Origin of the sequence: Caballeronia glebae, assembly GCF_001545035.1 — a bacterium.
In the GTDB taxonomy this organism is placed as follows: Bacteria; Pseudomonadota; Gammaproteobacteria; order Burkholderiales; family Burkholderiaceae; genus Caballeronia; species Caballeronia glebae.
In genome coordinates, this window is sequence record NZ_FCOJ02000031.1 from 1 (window position 1) to 20,502 (window position 20,502).

General features: G+C 59.3%; 14 protein-coding genes and 2 pseudogenes. 12 read left to right on the plus strand and 4 right to left on the minus strand.

Annotated elements, in window-relative coordinates:
* Positions 1 to 488: 488 nt before the first annotated feature.
* Complete coding sequence (locus AWB82_RS20725) at positions 489 to 1,028, minus strand: hypothetical protein (RefSeq protein ID WP_086970546.1); 540 nt, start codon at positions 1,026 to 1,028, stop codon at positions 489 to 491.
* A gap of 328 nt (positions 1,029 to 1,356) precedes the next feature.
* On the opposite strand from AWB82_RS20725, the gene AWB82_RS20730 reads away from it, so the two are divergent.
* Positions 1,357 to 1,611 (plus strand): hypothetical protein, encoded by a 255-nt coding sequence (locus tag AWB82_RS20730; protein WP_086970548.1) that lies wholly within the window; start codon positions 1,357 to 1,359, stop codon positions 1,609 to 1,611.
* A gap of 191 nt (positions 1,612 to 1,802) precedes the next feature.
* Here AWB82_RS20730 and AWB82_RS20735 read toward each other — a convergent pair whose 3' ends face one another.
* On the minus strand, positions 1,803 to 3,191 hold the full coding sequence (locus AWB82_RS20735; RefSeq protein WP_086970550.1) for a replication initiation protein: 1,389 nt from the start codon (positions 3,189 to 3,191) through the stop codon (positions 1,803 to 1,805).
* Positions 3,192 to 4,045: 854 nt separating this feature from the next.
* On the opposite strand from AWB82_RS20735, the gene AWB82_RS20740 reads away from it, so the two are divergent.
* From AWB82_RS20740 to AWB82_RS20765, 5 genes are all read left to right on the plus strand, one after another.
* Positions 4,046 to 5,257 carry a ParA family protein gene (locus tag AWB82_RS20740; protein WP_086970552.1) on the plus strand — a complete coding sequence of 404 codons (1,212 nt, stop codon included), beginning with the start codon at positions 4,046 to 4,048 and terminating at the stop codon, positions 5,255 to 5,257.
* Positions 5,254 to 6,240 carry a ParB/RepB/Spo0J family partition protein gene (locus tag AWB82_RS20745; RefSeq protein ID WP_086970554.1) on the plus strand — a complete coding sequence of 329 codons (987 nt, stop codon included), beginning with the start codon at positions 5,254 to 5,256 and terminating at the stop codon, positions 6,238 to 6,240. The genes AWB82_RS20740 and AWB82_RS20745 overlap by 4 nt, the downstream gene beginning before the upstream one ends.
* A gap of 1,252 nt (positions 6,241 to 7,492) precedes the next feature.
* The gene (locus tag AWB82_RS20750; RefSeq protein WP_086970556.1) at positions 7,493 to 7,741 is read left to right on the plus strand and encodes a hypothetical protein; all 249 of its coding nucleotides are present in this window, start codon (positions 7,493 to 7,495) and stop codon (positions 7,739 to 7,741) included.
* 1,175 nt (positions 7,742 to 8,916) lie between these two features.
* Entirely contained in the window at positions 8,917 to 9,120 is a 204-nt protein-coding gene (locus AWB82_RS20755) for a cold-shock protein (RefSeq protein ID WP_086970558.1), read from the plus strand.
* Positions 9,121 to 9,914: 794 nt separating this feature from the next.
* Positions 9,915 to 10,220, plus strand: a complete 306-nt coding sequence (locus AWB82_RS20765) for a hypothetical protein (RefSeq protein WP_086970562.1) — start codon at positions 9,915 to 9,917, stop codon at positions 10,218 to 10,220.
* A gap of 118 nt (positions 10,221 to 10,338) precedes the next feature.
* Here AWB82_RS20765 and AWB82_RS37180 read toward each other — a convergent pair whose 3' ends face one another.
* A complete protein-coding gene (locus AWB82_RS37180; RefSeq protein ID WP_143756788.1) occupies positions 10,339 to 10,830 on the minus strand; it encodes a hypothetical protein in 492 nt (163 codons plus the stop codon).
* A 496-nt stretch (positions 10,831 to 11,326) separates the two neighbouring features.
* On the opposite strand from AWB82_RS37180, the pseudogene rpoD reads away from it, so the two are divergent.
* A pseudogene (gene rpoD / locus AWB82_RS20775) lies at positions 11,327 to 13,224 on the plus strand (RNA polymerase sigma factor RpoD).
* Between the two features lie 204 nt (positions 13,225 to 13,428).
* Here rpoD and AWB82_RS20780 read toward each other — a convergent pair.
* Positions 13,429 to 14,808, minus strand: coding sequence for a hypothetical protein (locus AWB82_RS20780; protein WP_086970566.1), 1,380 nt, complete (start codon positions 14,806 to 14,808; stop codon positions 13,429 to 13,431).
* A 292-nt stretch (positions 14,809 to 15,100) separates the two neighbouring features.
* Here AWB82_RS20780 and AWB82_RS20785 point away from each other — a divergent pair, with 292 nt between their 5' ends.
* The 5 genes and pseudogenes from AWB82_RS20785 to AWB82_RS20800 all read left to right on the plus strand — a co-directional run bounded on the left by AWB82_RS20785 (position 15,101) and on the right by AWB82_RS20800 (position 19,962).
* Entirely contained in the window at positions 15,101 to 15,304 is a 204-nt protein-coding gene (locus AWB82_RS20785) for a hypothetical protein (protein ID WP_086970567.1), read from the plus strand.
* A gap of 1,068 nt (positions 15,305 to 16,372) precedes the next feature.
* On the plus strand, positions 16,373 to 16,717 hold the full coding sequence (locus tag AWB82_RS39195) for a TraM recognition domain-containing protein (RefSeq protein WP_200818160.1): 345 nt from the start codon (positions 16,373 to 16,375) through the stop codon (positions 16,715 to 16,717).
* A pseudogene (mobF, locus tag AWB82_RS38390) lies at positions 16,629 to 17,239 on the plus strand (MobF family relaxase); the annotation flags it as partial. The gene AWB82_RS39195 and the pseudogene mobF, both read left to right, overlap by 89 nt.
* On the plus strand, positions 17,225 to 18,862 hold the full coding sequence (locus AWB82_RS38395) for an AAA family ATPase (protein ID WP_407643025.1): 1,638 nt from the start codon (positions 17,225 to 17,227) through the stop codon (positions 18,860 to 18,862). The pseudogene mobF and the gene AWB82_RS38395, both read left to right, overlap by 15 nt.
* Positions 18,863 to 19,077: 215 nt before the next feature.
* On the plus strand, positions 19,078 to 19,962 hold the full coding sequence (locus AWB82_RS20800; RefSeq protein ID WP_235023374.1) for a hypothetical protein: 885 nt from the start codon (positions 19,078 to 19,080) through the stop codon (positions 19,960 to 19,962).
* Positions 19,963 to 20,502: the final 540 nt, after the last annotated feature.

Genomic DNA, 20,502 nt, shown 5'->3' on the forward strand with positions numbered 1-20,502 from the left:
GCAGCGAGTGACAGATTTCGCCGCCGGCCTCAGATACGCCCGAGAACTGGGCGACTGACTTATGTGTAATCAAATGCTGTTAAGGGCCGATGTAGCCATCCGCGTATCTTCCGAGCAAGTCAAGCGGACGCGACGTCGCGGCACGTGCGTGATCGCTCGACGTCCATAGCTGCCGCGCCACAGCTAGACCCCAACCGACACGGCATAGCGTTCCGGGCGCTGCTTGGGTTGCTGTTCGCCCCTGCCGCTGGTGCAAGGTCATGTACAGGTGAGGCGCTGACGATACGAGGCCGATAGTTTGGCTTAGGCGCCACAGCCTGTCCCAAGTCACAGCGTTTTTTCGCGACACGCGCCGACGGTGTCCTTGCGTTCATCGCGGACTGACGCGCCCTTCGGGCTCGCCCAAATTATTAAAAATGCGAGCAACCCATCGTGTCTGACTGAGTACTTCGCAATAGTTAAGCGGTTCCGATTCGGCCGGCTCGCAATCACCGCTTCATTCTCTTTTCGCGCTGCGGTGCCAGCATCAACATCGCTTGGATATGCCCTTTGACCTCGTCCTCATCGAGAAGCAACTGCTCGGCATCTTCGACGTCGAACGTCATCTCAAAAGTTATTTTGTTGCCAGTGCCTCGAATCTTCAGCGACATGTCGGAATAGTCTTTAGCGCCTGCCAATGCGTTCAGCAGGTCATCGGTCGTCCGACGCTTAGGCCTATCGCGGACAGCCCTAGCGTTTCGGAGCATCTTCTCTGCGCCGATCGACTTTTCTATAGAAAGGAGCGTCTCGCCGATTTCCCTTGACAGGGTCGCTTGGCCGAAGAGGTCTATTACTGCAGCAGGCAGCCTCGACACGGCGATAGCCCGATACAAGTCGCCGCGATCCCACCCCGTCGCTTGTGCCGCCTCCTTCACCGATGACCACAGCCCACTTGCCAAGCCTTCGGCGTATTGCGCAGCGCGTTCCAGTGGCCTTCGTTCCGTGTGGACGGCGTACGCAGGAGCTACCGGCTTTTCTCCCTCCAGCATGGCCACGATTTCGGATCAAGAACGGCCGTCAGGACTTATATGCGCGGCACGGGCTGCAAGCTGCTCTGCGCCAAACTTCCGTTCTATCCGCAGGAGCTCGCGAGCTGTGATGTCTAGGACGCCGGTCGATGAGAACAACGATAGGACCGTTTCCGGCATGGCTGCCACGCGCACGGCTCTATTTAGATGGACTCTAGACACGTTCAACCGCGCAAGCGCTTTAGCCGCTTGGCTTTGATTCTCCCAGTTTTTGCCAAGACCGCTGCGGTAGAGCGCAGCTAACGCAAGTGGGTTTTGCGCGATAGATTTCACAATTTGTTGTCGTTTAATGGGCGATGCGTCGTGCCTTCGGCTGATCCGGGCCCTGTGTAGCGAAACGCATGAAACGTGGCTGCAAAACAGCCGTTATCTGAATATGGCCTTGTCGGCCGAGCAGAAGAAGGAGTTCTTGCGCGCGCTGCTGCGTGGCGGACGCGCGGCGTTGGGCGCTGCGGGCCACGCCGTTCGCGCCGCACGCCGCACGCCGCACGCCGCACGGAAGGATCAACTGAAACCACCGGCATCCGATTTCTGCACAACTTGACGCACATAACTTCAGAACCCCGGGTCGGCTTGATCTTCGCTCGTAGCACGACACAATAATGGCGTTCCATCTGAAGCGTTCTGCGGGCGACGAAGCCATAGGAATTGATAGCACTCCTCAACTCAGCGGCGCATGTGACAAGATGTGTCGAACGAATGTGCGGGCAATCATGTGGGACTTCCGCGGCTCATTTACCGCGCCACGCGGACCTGCGGCTTGATGCGCCCGAACACGAACTGACCAAAATACCACGCAAGATCCGAATGTCCAAGGATATTGCCGTCGGATAACGCGGATGCGTCCAGCTGAAGACGCTTGAGCGTCAGCTTGCCCTGCGCCGAAACTACGTACAAACGAACGAGATCTTTACGGGTCTTGTCGTCTGCGGCCTCGAAATGTTCACGCCCGAGACGGACTTCGTTGTTCATGCGTTCGCGCGCTTCTTGATCCCGCTGGGCGACACTCTTCGCGACCGTTTCGCTCGCCGCCGATTTCGCGGTCGCTACCATATTCTCAGCTTTCGCCCGTTCCTCCTGAATCACTACCATCTTGCGTTCGGCTTCGGAAACACGCCAGTTGTGGCTCAGGGCTTGCATTAGATACCCCGCCGGGCTCTTTGTCACCTTGCCCTGATTGAGCCGAAAACGAGTGTATTCGATCGCTTGTTGGATGCGCTCGTCCGTCCAATCAAGGCGATGCTGGGCGATTGCATCAAACTGCTTCGTGTCGAGGCCGAACTCATTGCGAAGGATTAGCAGCAAATCGTGGGATTCGGGCTGACGCGCAAGCATTGACGCAACTGTGTCCTTGCGTTTGATGCGGAAGCGAATCCGGTTGATCTTCTTCGAGCCTGGCGTGTCGGCGCGCGTTTCATAGGCGACGTCGAGATCCGAGAGCTCGTTGACCTGCTTCACCCCTGGCTCGAGATACTTCTGCCGGAAATGCTTGAACTCGGACGCGCTTTTGCCAAGCTTGCCAGGCCAACTGCGCATCACATCGAGATCGAGCCAATCGGTCAGGCCATCGTGAGCATGTGGAAGCACATAATCGTATATGGCACGAGAATAGGTCTGCGTGAACGCAGCCGTAATGCAAAGGTTCAGCCAGTGATGCTTCTCCGGGCCGGTGATGTGCCGCAGGATGAGCGGGGGTATCCGAAATTGGATGCGGCCCTTCCCTATCCCAACGGTACCCATAAGCTGCTCGGAGACCCAGCGATCGTCCTCGGTGGGAGCACGGTCGGGGGGGGTGTCGGTAACTTCGATCAGCACACGCTGCGCATCCTTGATCACCGAGCGCAAATGACGTACGTTGCGGCTGTCATAGCGCATCAGCCATTTGAAGTAGTTCAAGTCGACATCGTAATAGTCCCGTTGAGCCGGATCTTGGGCTGCGATGAAATAGGCAGCATCGATGAAACGGCGCGGAGCGAGACCGAGCCCGCTGATCGCAACGAAGAGGTTGTTACGCTTAAAGCCGATCTCTTTCGTCGACTCGTCGATCGGTTGCCCCGACATATCCTCAAATAGCTGCAGGGACATCTGCGCAGACGTTGCCCCTTGCCCTGCTTGATCGTCCATCCCTCCTCCGCATAAGTTCCGGCGGACTGTACCACTCCGCAACGCATAGTCAACACAATAAACGTTACCTTTCCGCCGGGTGTTTCCCATCGCGGCACAAGAACCGTGCCTTGCTGCACAAGGACAGTTACTCAGTCGATCAAAGAACAGTACCTGACCGCACAAGGAACGTGACCCATGGCACAAAAATCGTGGCGTTCGGAGGGTTAACTCATTGATCTCATTGATAGCTGCATTGCTGTTAGTTGGTTGGTAGGTTTTTGTTTATATAAAAACTAACCAACATTGCAGCTGGGCCTGAAGATTTGCATTTGGTAAGCCACAGATTGCTGTATCGACGGGCCTGTCCAAGGACGCACCGCGTTCAACGGTGACGTTTTTTGTGCGCTTTACCCACCGGAGGTAACGTTTTTTGAGTCGGATGGGCAAACGATGGTGTGGGACGTTGACTCGCCGTCTACGCGAGGGCAGGTACGCGAGTACCGCAAAGAGGATCGGTCGAAGAAGGTAACGGAATATGTGCGCAGATCTCATTTGGCGTGTGTCACCCCCTCCCCGATCGCCTGGTGTCGGACTCAAGGTAACGGTTTGTGTGCATGTTGGGGGTCGGAGTCCGCACCGGCTAGCGTGGGATGCACAAAAAACGACACCTAGCACCGCCTCAATGGCGACGGAACTGCAAAAGCGCACAAAAATCGTTACCTTTCGCTCGCCGTTTCCGCTCCGCACCCGTTGTGCCGCCCGTTACTGTCGTCCGTCTAACCATCTGTTCGCGAAAGTGCGGTTGCTAATGGGCACTTTGATGCTTTGCGTGTATTCTTCGCTTTATCCTATTTTTGACGAAAAGCGTCTATATGGCGAAAACTATCGAATTGCCAGAAATTGATCGTCGGATCGATTTGCAAGGGGTTATTGAATTTGCCGAAGAAGCAGCAACGCTCTCCGACGAACTTCGAGAGATGATGCTCGCGCCGCGACCACGGAAGACGGCGCCGCGGTTTACGTCAGCACAAGTGGCGGAACTCTGCGGAATCGACAGAGCGAAGCTTAACTATCTCGCATCCCGCGAAGGCAGTGAGCTTCCTCCGGGCGAAGTTCATGGGTCCGGGAGGAGTCGCGCGTTCTCGTTGGGCGAGACACGGACATGGGTACAGAAAGTATCTGATATCTATCAGACTCCACTACATACCGGTGCGCGCGACGGTAACGGGAAGGTTGTACTCGTCGCAAACTTTAAGGGTGGCTCAACAAAAACAACAACGACGATGTGTCTTGCGCAGGGACTCACGTTACGAGGGCGCAAGGTTTTATTGATCGATCTCGATCCACAAGCGTCGTTAACAGAGCTCTGCGGTCTCTATGCAGAAAAGGAAGTAACCGAGGAAAACACGGTGTTGCCCTTCATCTACAACCCGCAGATGGAAGGCGGCCTGCTCAATTTTGTGCAAGAGACGTACTGGGATGGGCTGGACGTAATCCCGGCACATCCGACGCTTTTCTCGGCGGAGTTTCACATCCCCGGGTCTGTCATCAAGAACCCGAATTATAAGTTCTGGTCGCTGCTTCGTGACGGGATGGAGCCGCTGCGCAAGCGCTACGATTACATCATTCTTGACACGGCTCCCTCGCTTTCGTATTTGACTATCAATGCGTTGATGGCGGCGGATTCGATGGTGATGCCCCTGGTTCCCGAGAGCCTAGACTTCATTAGTTCGGTTTCCTTCTGGGGACTGTTCTCTGATCTCGCTCAGAGCATCATGGAACATGGCGATACTCGTACGTACGACTTCATCTCCGTCCTTTTGTCAAAGGTCGACAATGGGACGTCGTCGTCAGCGCCAGTCGTACGGTCTTGGGTTCAACGAACGTACAAGGAATGGCTGAGTGGGCTCGAAGTGCCGGCGAGTTCCGCGATGAGCAACGGTGCGCTAGCCATGGCGACGGTATTCGACATCAGCAAGGGTGACCTCGCTGAAAAAACCGTATCTCGTGTTCGCCAGCCGTTAATGGATTATGTTCGTTGGTTGGACGAGCTATACATCGAACATTGGAGGACGGGCAAATGAGTTCGTTTCGCGAGCGGATGCTGCAAAAGACCGCCGAGTTAGGGGCGACCGCGGAGCGCCAGGCGAAGGCGCCGTCAGCGCCGACCGAAGCGCGTCGTTCAAGTGCCTTCAAGACAGGTCCTGGAATGCTCGGAGCGCTGGCTGCGGCGGAGCAGCGCATTCAGCAGTTGGAGGCGACGAGCGACAAGCTGATGTTGTCAGTGGGGGCGATTGGCCCCAATCCCTGGCAGCCGCGTAAGGTGTTTAGCGACGACGCGCTTGCATCACTTGCCGAGTCGATTCGCGAAGTGGGACTTGTTGAGCCCGTAGTCGTCCGCCGCGTCGAAGGCGGATATCAGTTGATTGCCGGCGAGCGCCGCCTTCGTGCACATAAATTACTCAAACTCGAAGAGATCAGGGCGGCGGTTATAGCATGTTCCGACGAGGACATGGCGGTGCTTTCACTGGTCGAAAACGTCGGTCGCGAAGACTTGACGGACTACGAGATTGCACAATCTCTGCACGTCGTGGAGGCAGAGTTCCCCAGCCGGAAGCGCATGGCCGAGGCGCTCGGCATGTCGCGTAAAGGGTTGTATCGCTTCCTGGCGTTCACGAACCTTCCAGACTTTGTTCGTCAGGATCTTGATTTGAATCCGCATTTGCTTGGCAGCACGGCTGCCGACGAAGTGGTATCGGCGATTAAAAAGCATGGCGACGCAGGGATAGAGGCGGCCCGGGCACTTTGGAGTTCCGTGGCGGGTGGGGCGCTTGACCAAGGAAAGTTCGCCACTGCAATCGGCCAATACGTAGCGAGAGGGCATAGCGACGAAGGTGTACGCGAACGCAGTATCGACAAGATTTTTGCAGGGAAAAGTCATGCTGGCACGATCACGAGAGACTCCAATAGCTTCACGGTGAAGATCAAGACAGGGGTTCTGACAGGCGACCAAGAAAAGGAGATTCGAAAATTGATTAGCTCGTTTTTTAGCTTGATACCTAGCTGATTCATTGATGGCCGCGGCAGAGCGGCCATTTCCATTTCTGAGCGCGCCACTATCGTCGCAACATATCTCCTACTCTGATCCTGCGACGAGGCGACGGGTCCAAAAATGAGTCGGAGGTTGGCGACCGAACCACGACAGATCCGATGATCGGTGGCGCGGCATCTGCGCTGCAACGCGTTGCGCGGCAGCGTCGCCTAAATTCCGTTGCGAGCAGGGAGACGATACAAGCCGCGGCAGGAGGCTCGCTGTCGTCCTACACCTCACGCTTCGTGTCTCTCTTCTGCAACTGTTGTTACGTTTCGTCAACGCGGTCTCAGGGCCTGCAAGTTTTTCAGCGCACGGGCCTGCGGCATCTGTGTTCGCTCCCGGAACGCCTGCGGTGACACGAAATGTATGGACCCTCCCTTGGGGAAGCTTACGCTCGAGCTAGATCGTGGTCTGCGGCGGTAATGCGCCGGTGCAGAGTGTCAGTGTGTCGATTCGACACACCGACACCCGCCGTGCGAGGCTAATAGGGCGTGTGTCGACTCGACACACTTAGGGCTAGTATGCGGCGCCCGAGTTGCTCGACAGAAGTTGTGGACTTTCGACGAGCGGTGAACGTACATCTAGGCTGGCGTCATGAAGGGGTGAAAGGCGACTCTTCGCAACGCAAAAGAGTCAACATTTGCACATACTTCGGCCCTTCGCATCGCGGTAATGGTTCCTCTTCGTTCGCAAACCACGCGAGGCCGAGAGGCACTAGCGCTTCTCCGATGGTGTGGGAACCATCTGGGGCAGGGTCGGCCACCAAGTCGCCGGCTAGCTCGTGCACATCCGGCTTTGAACTCTCTCGTAACAAACAACGAACGCCAGCTGAGTAGCGCGTGCAGTAGCGTGTGCATTCAGGTCGGTGCGCCCATACATGACGACGACGCGTCTCTCCACCACGACGACGCGCACCAGTCCATGAGGGCCGGCAATCGCCCAGTCTCCGAACCCGCACATCAGATTCTGGCTCGCGTGCGTCCTTAACCGGTCTGAATAGACCCGGGACAGCGCGGACAGTTTCAGCGGGGCATGGCCTTCAGCTATCTATGCCCACGCTATCGCATCAGCCGGCGACCGGTTGCAAATGAATGCGTGCTATCGGCAGGTAAGCCCCGAAACCCCAGATCGCGCTAGCGCCGGCCGATCTTGTGCGCGCTCCCTCTGACGAAATGCAACCCACTAACTGGACATCCGTGCGCGACCTGCGGCCTGAGAACCGCGCATGACGATGGACTTCAAGTTCCCCTTCGCCATGCTCGGTCGCACCCGCGCCTCACGTACGGTGCTGAACGACCATTCGAGCTTCATCCTCGTGCTGCAGGCGCGCCGCGCCAAAACGGCCCGACTTTACGCGAGCATCTGCCGCGCGCCTTCGCTCAATACGGCCTGCCTTAGCAGGTCGACTCTGACAACGGCGCACCGTGGAGAACGCCCAGCAAACCGGGGGGAACTCACCGAACCGGCCATCTGAATTATTCGGCTGGGCATCCGGGTCGGCTATAGCCGTCCCCATCTCGTCGAGGGTGCCCCGCACCGAGCGTGCCGAGCCCTCACATGCGACGGCCTCAGCCGGCCTGCGGAGACGGTCGTTAAACGCAACTACCGATCTGCCTCTACGCAAACCCATAAACTACTCGCGTGGGCGGTCCCGTCACGACGCACGTGAAAATCCCGGCCGGCATCGAAGCCCACCCAGTGTGACCCAACGCGCGACCGTCAGTCCAGGCGAGTTCATCGGCACCGCTGAAGCGACTGCAGATCCGCATGCCGATCGGCCACGATCGACCGGCGCGAATGGGTCAGGGGGCAATCCCTGCAGCGCGACGAACAGATGTTCGTCGACCCCTAGATTGCAAGGGGGACCTAGGCTGGCGTCCGTCGACGACCCGTTCGCCTATGCGTGCGGGTGTTGCTGTCTTCTCGAGCCAACCGCCTGCGCCGAGGCGAGGGGCGCGGTATCGTGCCCGTCACGTCTGAGCGTGGCGACGCGGCGCTGCTGGTGGAGGATGCCCACGCCGGCCGCCGCGATGTCACGATCCGCTTTGGCCCGCATCAACAGTTCGAAGGCTTGGCTTAGCGGGCTTGGCTTCGCTTGACGCGGGCGGCCGGCCCGAACTCGGCGGCTCGACTGTGATGCGCGTGGGCTTTACACCCCGCCCCTCGACGACCGTCGCTTCGACGGCGTTGGACATGCGCAGTTGCGTACGCGATCGAGGGCGCCGTACGGGAAGACATAGTGGCCGGCCCAGAGTCCGTCAGGGCTGAGCGTAGATCGGCAGGTTTTGGGCTGGATAGCGTGTCATGGCTTTTGACGGGCGAGCGCCCGGCTTTGCGTCATTTCTCCGAGACCTTTTTAAAGCACAAAGGGCGGGGCGTGGCAGGGCACCGCTCCCGTCGGATCTTGCGCCGGGAAAGCCCCGATCGGCACGCGGCACTCAAGCCTGATAAGTCGTGTTAGCGGGATAGGGCTGCGCACTCACCTGTGGACAGCCTGCCTGCCATGCATCATCACCCTTCCGCCGACACCCACCGAGACGCGGAGCCGAGGGCGCCTTTGCTCAGTTGCGTTACTAGCGATGGCCGATCAAGATAGCGTCCGGCGTTCGCGAGGGCAACGCCGTTCTCAACTTTTTAGATCACACAAAAATGGCAACCGGTACGGTCAAGTGGTTCAAGGATGACAAGGGTTTTGGCTTCATCACGCCCGATGGCGGCGGTGAAGATGTGTTCGCGCACTTCTCGGAAATCCGCACTGAGGGCTTCAAGACGCTCAAGGAAGGACAGAAGGTGACGTTCGACGAGAAGATGGGGCCGAAGGGCAAGCAGGCGGCGAACATCAAGCCGGCCTAACTCGTCGCGCCCCGGCGATCGCGCGGTTGTCGGGGCGTCGGCAGGGCAGACGCACGAAAGGCGTTCGACCGAAGCCAAAATAACAGCGAAGGCGAAGGGTTTAAAAAGTGAGAAACCCTCACTTTTTGTCCAGTCGTGAAACATATGTCGTCGTTTCAGAGTTCGCGCTATCTTATTGATTATTTGCTGTATACCTCCAAAATATTGCTGTGAACGGTGAGCTGTTTCACGGTGTCGGGGCACCAACGCACTTCGAACCTGCCTGCGACCTCGATCGTGATCATCTAACAGCGGAAAACTCGCGAATCGTATTAAACGACATATATTCTGTAGCGTTTGATACCTCGGCTGACGCGTCGCCTTCGCGGCAAGCAATCATCGGCGCTCGCCTCATCCGCAAAGCGCAGCAATGGCGAAGTGCGGACCCTCAACGCGTGGCGTACTGGGCACTTCTCGTAAAACTTGACGGCGCGGCTACGACGAGTCCGCTGTCATCGGTGCGGACCGTCTCCTTCGCTCGCGCGCTGAGCGCCTCGCGTGTGAACGCGTTTGTCTCGCTTGCGGCGTTACCGGTCGCAGCGGCAAAGCGCTCGAGCACGCCGACCTCGTCCCGCTGCATTCCGAACTTTCTACGCCCGCCGGCGAATTCCTGACGTGATGCGGTGGTCCAAACCGAAGTTCACGGATTGCCGCATGCGCCCTTGCGCCGACGACGTGTGCATTTCAGATTCAAAGCGATGGACGACGGCCGACCTGCTTCAAGTCGTCGCCGAACCGAGACAGGGAGACGAAAGATGCAGAACGGCAGTCCGCCGCGACGGCGCGTGACCTACGGGAAAGGGATTCAGACCAGCGGCTCAGGATGGTTCGCCCGATTACTCGCGATGCTTCTGAGCGCGATCGTCCTCGTTGCGGCCGCGATGCTGTCGATGGTGCTGCTCGCCGTACTGTTTGGCGTCGGCACGATCGTCTTCGGCTATTTCTGGTGGAAGACACGCGCGCTGCGTCGGCAGGGGCGAGGATTCGGCGACGACGGCCGGACCGTCGACGTTGAGGTCGTCCACCAGGACGCGCCCGATAATAATTCCGCGAAACGCTGACGATCGATTGTGCGCGCCTCTAAGCCATCCGCCTTTTCCACGGACCTAGCCTCGCCTCCGACTGTGGTGGAAGCAATGAGGCTTTGAAGCAACGTCATGCCGAACCCGTCATCGACCGTCACGGACGGCTGGCAGGTTTTGTGGAGCGCAGCGGGGACGCCCGCCCGTTGGTCGCGAAGCGTTCGAGTCTTTCGCGTGCGCCAATATGAACATGCCGCGGCGCATGCGCGAGTTGACGATCAGACTCACGCAGCACCGCCTCGAAAAGCGGGAGGTCCTCGGCACCGAGCATCCAGGCACGCCCGCTTTCGGCACGTTCGAGACTGCGCTCAATGGCGGCCTCGACCCGCGCGTAGATCATCAAGTCCGTGTCGCCAAAGCCAGCGTCCTGCACGTAGCGCTGAGGTAGACGAGCCGAATCAGTTCGTTGAAAAGATACGCGGAACCGGCGCCACTTCTGCAGGCGGCGAAGCTCAAATGGTTCACCAGAGAGATTTCTCGCGCCGCGCACTCGGGCATCGGCAGCAACATGGCTTTCGTGATGGCTTTCGCGATGGCGCGCGAGAGCCGGAATTCGGGCGGCGGCGAGACGGCATGCGGCAAAGGACATCGAGAGGAATTCCGCGTCATGCGAAGGTCAAAGCATCGTAGCGGTTGCTCAAGGGCAGGTCTGTGTCCCTTGCCGCGCTGGCGCAGCAGGAACGACAGGTCGGTCTGGCTGATTTGTGCGGCGCAGCAATTTCGTGCTACTATTTTAGGCAGTGCTCCCACCGCACTGTCTCTTGATTGCGCCATTTCATCCGGCCTGCTCGCGTAAGCGGGCCGCGTCCCCGCTCGTTGTGATATCACATATCACGTCCGCCTTCAGCCCTTGAATGTTCGTGACGCGCCGGCCGCGATCCCTTGCCGCCGATCACGCCATCGCCGAGCACACCTGCCAAGGAGAATGCATGACAAGTTTTGATCGCGAGGTTTCCCGGTCTGCTACAACTTCATTCGTGCCAAAGGCCCCAGGCCGGCGTGGGCCGAAGGCCAAGGCTGCTGCATTGCTACTGCCGTTGGACACGGTGTCCTCGGCGGTACAGGACGAAGAGCGGTAGCGCCAGATGCGCGCGTTGATCCAGTTGGGCAAAACGCGCGGCTACCTGACTCACGCGGAAATCAACGATCACTTGCCGGACAACTTCGCGCAGACCGCTGCGATTGAAACCATTGTCGGCACCTTCAACGATATGGGCCCGGCGGTTTATGAGCAGACTCCGGATGCTGAGACGCTGTTCCTGAACGCCGCGGCACCGGCCGCGATGTCGGACGATCAGACTGACGAAGAAGCGGAAGTCACGCTCGCCACGGTGGATTCTGAGTTCGGTCGCACCACCGATCCCGTGCGGATGTACATGCGGGAAATGGGCGGGACGGAGTTGCTGACGCGCGCGGGTGAAGTTGAGATTGCGAAACGCATCGAAGACGGCCTTCACGAGATGATCCACGCGATTGCGGCCTGTCCGGCGACGGTCTCCACGATTCTTTCGAGTGTGGCGCAAATTGAGGCGGGTGAACTGCGCATCGACGAATTGGTTGACGGTCTCAATGAAGACGTCGCCGTGGCCGAAGCGCTGATCTCGGACGCATCTGATTCGGCTGAGCTCGACGCGGGTGACGCCAAATGCGACGACGGCGACGATGGCGACGACGGCGATGAGGGGGACGGCGACGAGGAGGGCGGCGAGGCAGCCGACGAACGCGTCGCGACGGAACAAGGGGATTCGGCCAAGGCAAACGAAGCGCGTCTGAAACAGCTGACGAGTGAGAGCCTTGCCATCTTTGCGCGCGTGCGCGAGTTGTTCGTTCAACTTCCGTGCGCTGATGCGACGCAAGGCGCGGACGGGGTGGCCTTCGCACACGTATGTGAGGCGATGCAGCGCGAACTGGCGCCGATTCGCTCACGGCGCGAACCATCGATCGGCTGTGCGTGCAGGTGCAGCAGCAGGTCGCGCAAGTGCGGGAAATCGAGCGCCGTGCTTTGCAGATTGCCGTCGACCGATGCGGGATGCCGCGCGAGAAGTTTGTCGAGTCCTTTCCGGGGCAAGAAACCGATCTTGGCTGGACCGGACGCATGGCCACGGCATCGAACAAGTATGGCGCCGCGCTCGAGCGCAGTCTGCCGGCAATTCAGGCCGAGCAGGAAAAGCTGATCGAGATCGAAGCCACCGCCGTTCTGCCGCTGCAACAACTGAAGAAAATTAACCGGCAGATGATGGCGGCCGAGTCGAAAATGCGGCAGGCAAAGGGTGAGATGATCGAAGCCAACCTGCGCCTGGTGATCTCCATCGCGAAGAAGTACGTGAACTGCGGCATGCATTTCCTGGATCTGATTCAGGAAGGCAATATCGGCCTGATGAAAGCCGTCGACAAATTCGAATATCGACGCGGCTGGAAGCTTTCCACCTACGCGACCTCGTGGGTGCGCTAAGCGGTGACGCGTTCGCTTGCGGATCAGGCGCGCACGATTCGCGTGCCAGTGCACATGATCGAATCGATCAACAAGCTCAATCGGATTTCGCGCGAGATTCTGCAGCACACGGGGCAGGAGGCGCATCCGGCACTGCTGGCGGAGCGTATGGAACTAACCGAAGACAAGGTCCGCGCCATGTTGAAGGTGGCCAAGCAACCGGTGTCATTCGAGATGCCGGTGGGCGAGGACGGGGACGCGACGCTGGGCGACATGATCGAAGATCCGATGGCGGCTTCCCCCGCCGATGCGGCCGTGCACGCGAACCTGCGCGCCGCGATCGACGAGGCGCTCGCGGCGCTGTCGCCGCGCGAAGCGAAGGTACTCCGGATGCGCTTCGGCATCGATACGCCGTCCGACTTCACGCTCGACGAGCTTGGCAAACAATTCGACGTGACGCGCGAACGGATCCGGCAGATCGAAAGCAAGGCGATGCGAAAGCTGATGCACCCGAGTCGCGCAGACAAGCTCCGACAGTTTCTTGACCATTGAGTCACGGGCCGGCGTGTCGATACTCGATCGATACGCCACCTTGAACAGCGAGTCAGCGCGGTGCGACAAGCGGCGCGGGTCGGATGGGACAAGAACGCGCCCTTGCTCAATCGTCGCTCAAAAGAAGGCGGACGGGTCGCTGGCAGACGGCCGCGCGCCAGACGAGGCGTCGCCGCGTGATAGCGGTTGGCAACGGGCCCGGCGTTACAGCAGGATCGCTTGCTGCAAAAGCTCCAGCGCTTTCAACTCGTCCAATCGACCCGTGCGTGCTTTGCCTGCTAGCGTCTTGAGCAAGGCTTCCGCGATGGGTTCGATACCGTCAAGATTGTCCAGGCTGGTCGCGGAAGTGGAGAGCGACATGGCTTTTCCCTGAGTGAGGACGGAGGCGGCCGGCGGCTCAATCGTTGCCGGTGCGGCGGGCGGAAAATGCCGCTCGCTTTCGTCAAGTGAGTGGCCACCACGTTCGCCAGGAGCAGCCCTGACCGGATCTGGCCGCTCGACGGCGATCGTCGCTTCCTCTCGCGGGACGCTTGCCGACCCAGTTAAGCTTTGCGTGTCGCCCAGGTCGTCCAGATGAGGGCCTCCCGGGCGCGGCTTCGCTGCAGCGCGCTTCTTGGGTTCGTTGCTCTGGGCTGCGAGCGCAGGCGGTTCATCGTGCTGCACGGATGCGCGGCCACGCGCAGCAGGGGTGAGCAAACGTGACACCGACTCTGGAATCTCGGCTTCCGAGCGCGGCGTGTCGAGCCAGCCGGCCGGCAAGCCAAGGCGCTCGGTAAAGCGGCTTGCTTCGATATCGTCCATGCGTTTCTTGCCATGTAGCCGATGGGCCATGTTGGACCCGCTCAACGCCATGACCACCCCAAGTCTTACTTTCGATCCGTTGCGCGTCGTGAGAACGTGAAGATTCGCGCGTCGAATGCTTTCGACATCGGCGCCGTCGCTTAAGGGCAGCGCGTGTTGCTGAGTCGATTTTTGCGATGCTTTGGATTGGGAAGGGGCACCCTTGAGGGCAGCACCCCGGTTCGGCTGCTTGGCCATCTCGCGCTCATTATTCTTGTGAGCCATGGGCGAGCCGCCCGCGGGTTTCTTTGGCATTTCGGCTTCCTCGGACGATCGAACTTCAAAAGAGGGCTGCGGGGCGGCGTTGACGGCTGAAGCAGGGTTACCGATGTCAGACTCTGCTTCCGGCTCTTCGTCCGTTTGAACGAAGTCGAGCGGTGACTTCAGGCGAGCGATCGTCTCGGGCGTGAGCGCGGGATGCGGCTGATCAAAAAAGCCGTGCGGCAACCCGAGCGTGGTTTCCATGTGAAAGGCGGTCTCGGGCGTGAACCTTTCCCCCTTCAAGAGTTCGGCCACTCGCGTCATGCTGGAATCCAGTCCTAACGCGATATTCTCGGCGCCCACTGCATCGACCAGAAACTGGAATGAACGCGTTTTGAAGATTGAAGCCGTCTGAGCAGAGTCTCGAGCAGGCGCCTTCGCGTACGACTGTCTCGGCCGGTTCGATGACGATTTGTTCACATGGCGAGGCTGGCGCTGGCCGCTGTCTCGAGATCCCGCATATCGGCCGCGGGGTTGAGTCATAGGGTAGGGCTCCCTGCAATCGTTGATATGCTGACTTTAAGATTATAGTCGAGGCGCTATCAGTGTTTGATTACAGGAAAATGCAAACGCTCACCTCCTGAAGTCGCCAGCCGCGTGGTCGGCTGCGGCGCGGTTAAAGAAGGGTCAATAGTTGGGAAGCGGGCCGCTCAAAGAAATCTTCAACACCGCGGAATATTTGATTCGAATCACTAACCAAATAAAGTGACCGCCTGCACTCCAGTATGGATGACAGCGCCCGAGCTCGCACGGGAATCGGTACGACGCGAACAAGATGGGAGAGGCGTTTTCTGCGCAGGAACGGTATGCGAGCGGCATCCGCAACGGCAAGGGCCTGACGGCCAATGCGCAGGATAACGTCGTTTCGACCAGCATGGTCGCGATCAGCTTCTCGGGACTGGCCGGACCTTTATATCGCGCGACGTGGCTACGAGTTCCCGGCGAAGGAAACATGCACCTCAAGAAGGGCGGCGACTAGGGTTGGCCGGAAACTTCTACGACATAGTCGCGAGCCGTCTCGCTCTTGCACCGGAATACGACGGCGCCGGCGGGAAGAAGATCGGCCTATCCGCGCAACATACAGCGACGGTGGTGGAGGCGGCACACCAACCCCGTCGTCGACGTCAGGGACGCAACTAATGGTCGTTCTCACGATTTACCTTGAAGGTGAGAACGACCGCCCCTCGAGCGTTGCCGCGCCAATGGCCTTCACACAGGCGGTCACCATCGGACCTTCAAGATATCTGCTGCTATTGGCCGAGAGTAAACAATCAGATAACCTAAACGAAGTTTCTGCGCAGTTGTCCCTATGCGGCCAAAGCCGACGCTGAAAACCTTCAGCGGCCGAGCATCGTCAGCGTTCCGAGCGAGCCAAAAATAGACCCGATGTCGGGCGGCCTCGAGCGCGGCGACATGAAGTTGAACGGCATCGTCAGTCGGAACAACGCTGCGAGGCGTACTGCAGGCTCACGGGCCGATCCCAGCCCCTGAAAGGTAGACAGCACATCACTAGATCGCGGACGCGCTCGGCCGACAACGAGCCGTGTACGTTCTGAAGCTTTCGGAGATCGACAATTCTCAGAACGCGAGCACCGTCGGCTGGAAGTCGCCAGGATTTACTCGCCGGTCATAATCCCCGTATGAGCAGATGTGAAGGATGGAACGGCAGACAACGCCACGGCAGCGGTCTTACGAAGAGCAACGTTTCACGATCCTGGTCGCAAAACAAGAAGAACCGACAAGAGAAGCTTGAGGAGGCCGTATCCAGTCGTACCGATTAGACACGCGCCGACAAGCGTAAAGGCAAGGCCGATGAACCGTTCGGTCATGGAGATTTTCATAGCCCGCATTCCTACGCTGGACGCGAGTACCAAGCTTAGTACCAAAACAGACGTCGAGTTCCAAGGAGCACTGGGTCGCGATCGCAAGACGAGCCGAGTTCATCGCAAGCGGTTGTGTACGCGCTCGATACGACGGCAGCTTAGGCAGGATGATAGTGTAAGCAGATGCATAAGAACTCGCGCGCCTGCCGACCTTAGGTGACGCGTTGACCAAAGGCCGCAAAAAGGGGCTGCGAGTCGTATCGGGCTACCAGACCTACACCCAACTGGTGGACGTCTATGGCGAGAATCTTGCGGAACCCATGCTCGGCAATCATCGCGCGATGGTGGCGCTCGGCGTCGGCCGCATGGGTGAAAAAACTGCCGAGAGAATGTCGCGCGCCCTGGGTCAGCACGAGGATCATGCGCCAGCCTTCGGGACGCAGTCGCCGGGCGTTCGGCGGTCTCGGGACGAACGGCCAGAACGAGGAAATCAAGCCGGAATCGGTCGTGCTCGCGTCGGAGCTGATGCGCTTGCCGAACCTGGAAGGATACCTCGCGTTCCCCGGTGACCTGCCGATCGCGAAATTCAAGACTGAATCGGTCACGTACACCCGCAGGTGTCGTGTGCCGGGCATTGTGTCGCCCGATGGCGAAATCCTTGGCGCCGCGGCCCGTTACACCGTGAACGGCAAAACGAGCATCGAGCGCACCCATAAACTGGTTGCCGCGATCTTCCGGCATGAAACGTCGCGCGAGGTGGATCCGGATCTTCATACCACGCCTTCGTGCTCAACATGACCCAACGAAAAATCGGCGAGTGGCGTGCCCTAATGAACGACGGCATGGTGAACTCGTTGAGTCATCTCGGGAATGTGTATAAGGCCGAACTGGCGAAGGCGCTCGAGCTTCAGGGGTTCAAGCTCAAGTTCGATCGCAACGGCACCTTTGACCTCGCGCACTTTACCGAGCACCAGATCAACGCGTTCAGCGCCCGACGCAATCAGATCGATGCGAAGCTGGCGGAATGGGGGGTGAGTCGCGAGCGCGCGACGCCGGAGCAACGCGACCGGGCCGCGATGCAGACGCGCGAGCGTAAGGCGGCTACCGATCGTGGCGACGTGCGCGCTGGGTGGCAGGCGCGCGCGAAAGAGCTTGGCATCGATTTTCACAGCCGCGAATGGGCCGGCGTAGGTAACGATGGTCCCAGGGAGACGGTACACCGCACGCCGCAGATCGACCAGCCGCTCGAATACCACGCTGACCAGACTGTGCGCTTTGCGATTCAAAGCCTCACGGAACGGCAGGCGATTGTTACCGGCGAGCAATTACTGGCGGTCGCTCTGAAGCACGGCTATGGGCGTCTGACGGCCTCCGATATTCGCGCGGCGATCGGCCGTGCGAGGGCGGGTGGACGCCTGATCAAGGAAGAGACGCTTTACCGGTCGATGAACCCGGCAAAGGGCGCGGACCGGAAGGCGACACCGGAGGGGCCGGCATTCACGCGCGAGCAGTGGATCGGTTCGCTGACCAATGATCACCGCAATGATCGACGCACGCGCGCGCAGGCGAGGGCGCTCGTCGACGACGGGATCATCAAGGGTCGGCTGGAGAGCGTGGGTCCCCGTTACACGACACACATCGCCCAGCGGCGCGAGCGCGACATTCTGGCGCTGGAGCGGGCTGGACGCGGCACCGTCACGTCGCGCGTGGGTCCGGGTCACATTGAGGCGTATCTGGCGACGCGCACGCAAACACCCGACCGTCCAGGACTGAACGTTGAGCAGGCGCGCGCTGTCGCGCGGATCGCCGACACGACGAACCGGTTCATGGCCGTTCCCGGCTTCGCCGGCGTGGGCAAGAGCTATATGACGCGATCGGCGAAAGCGTTGCTCGAGCGGCATGGCTACACCGTTACCGCGCTCGCCCCCTATGGCAGCCAGAAGAAGGCCCTTGAATCGGAGGGCATCGAAGCGCGCACGCTCCAGTCGTTTCTCAAGGCGAAGAACAAGAAGCTCGACAGCAACGCGGTGGTCTTCATTGACGAGGCGGGCGTGATTCCCGCTCGGCAGATGCTCGACACCATGAAAATCGTCGAAGCGCATGGCGCACGGGTCGTCTTCCTGGGCGACACGGCGCAGACCAAGGCGATCGAAGCGGGGAAGCCGTTCGAGCAGCTGTTGAACGCCGGGATGCAGTCGACGGAGATCCGCACGATTCAGCGCCAGAAGGATCCATCGCTCTTGAAGGCCGTCGAACTGGCGGCGATTGGCAAGACCGCGGCATCGCTTGCGCACGTGACCTGTGTGCGGGAGGTCAAAGATTCGAGCGTGCGGTACGCTCAGATCGTCAAGGCCTATGCGGGGTTGACGCCCGCGCAGCGCGCGCAAACGCTTGTCATCACGGGCACGAATCAGAGCCGCAAGACCATCAATGACGGGATTCAGCGAGCGTTGGGACTGAAAGGTAACGGTCGGGAGTACACGCTGCTCGACCGGCTCGACACGACGCAGGCCGAGCGGCGGCACAGCAAGTACTACGAGCAGGGTGCGGTCATCATCCCTGAGCGCGACTACAAGATCGGTTTGCTTCGTAGTAAGCAATGTACCGTGCTCGATACCGGTCCCGGCAACCGCCCCACGGTGAAGGGGCTAAGCGATGCTGTCTTCACATTCTCGCCGGCGCAAACGACGCAGCTCTCGGTCTACAATCCATGAGCGGATCGAGGTGCGGGGAGTGCCCAGCACCGGTAAGACGCTCAATCTTCAGAAGGCCATCCAGATGTATCGGCGCGGAGGGGATGACGCACGGTGCCTACGTCGGCCTCAAGGTTTACGGTAGATCACCTTTCGCTTTCCTCTTCTCTCTGGCCACAAACTCGTCGGCCTGAGTTCTGCACATCGACCAGCTAGCGTTATGGAGGTGTCAACAGATGTTGAAACTCGCGACCGAACCCCTGAGACACGGCACGCAACAGTGGCTCGAAGCCGAAGTGAAGCGGTATGTCGCTAGTGGCGACTATGACAGCGACTTCGCGGGCTGGCCAGGAGACAACTTCGTAGACGTAGCGCAAAACGCGACTCGACGCCTAAGGACGGCGCTCGTAGAGGAAACTATCCGGCGAGTAGACCGCATCCCGATTCGGATGAAGATGCCTGAAAATTTGCACCTGTGGTCGCGAACCAAGCTTTCACCGATGGTCGATGGGCTGTTTTCCGCAGATCAACGCTCGATCGTGCTGAATACCCTCGCTAGCAGCATCGTGTTCCTCACGCCGCACAACATTGCGTCAGTGCTCGCAGACCAAAGGTGGCTGTCGACCGCGTGGGACCTTGCAAACCTCTACCTGACGAGTATGGGCGCACCGGTATTATCGCAGGACGCCTGCCACATCGTCGGACTGAGTGAAGAAACCATGTGCTTTGTCTCGATGTCCTATTTCGAGGAAGCCGACCCGTTCGCTGATTTCGTCGTGCACGAGGCGGCTCACGTCTTTCACAACTGCAAGCGAGCCACTGTCGGGTTGAACGAGAGCCGTCGCAAGGAGTACCTCCTTGATATCGATTACGCCAAACGCGAAACCTTTGCCTATGCGTGCGAGGCCTACAGCCGCATTACCTCGATGACTACCGGCGTCAGACAGAGAGAAGAAGCGCTCAAGCGGCATGCAAATGGTGCTCCGCCGCCGGACGACCGCGTCGACCACGACGAATACCTCGACATTCTTGGCGAAGCAGTGCGAGTCCGAAACGGGTGGCAGCGCATCCTAAAGCGGTGCGCTCCGGTCAAACATCGCCGACCAACGGAGCGTAGATGAGCACATGCTTCGGTCGCCGGCGCAGCAGGGTTTACGCGTGATGGCATCATCACGTAACGTAGCCGGGCCGAACCTCAGCGCCACCATTGGCTTTTCGCGTCCATCTTTCCAAGCGCCGGCGCAGGATCGAGTGTAGAAACTGGTGCTCGCGCTAAACGCTAGTGTTCTGAAAGGCTCTATCGGAAAAAGCTATCGCGCCCGAACTAAATCGCGCGAATGACTTCGGGCGAGATGAGCAACATCAATTCGAGCGGTCGCGTTGACCGGACTCGACCGTGACGACGCGACTCTTCCTCACGCGCGCTTTGCGGCGCTCGCAGCATTAAGGCGCCTGTATCAGGCCCGGTTCCGATTTCCTCTAAGGCGTCGCGCACTGCAACTCGATTTGGGTGTCGGTAACTGAACGACGGGACTTTATTCCACCTGACATCGGCGGCTTGTCTCATCCCTTGCTCGGGTGCCGGCAAACTGACTCCAGACAAGAGAAATCGGGTTACTATCAAGACCGTTTGTCTGATAGTTTTTATTAGCAGTGAATGG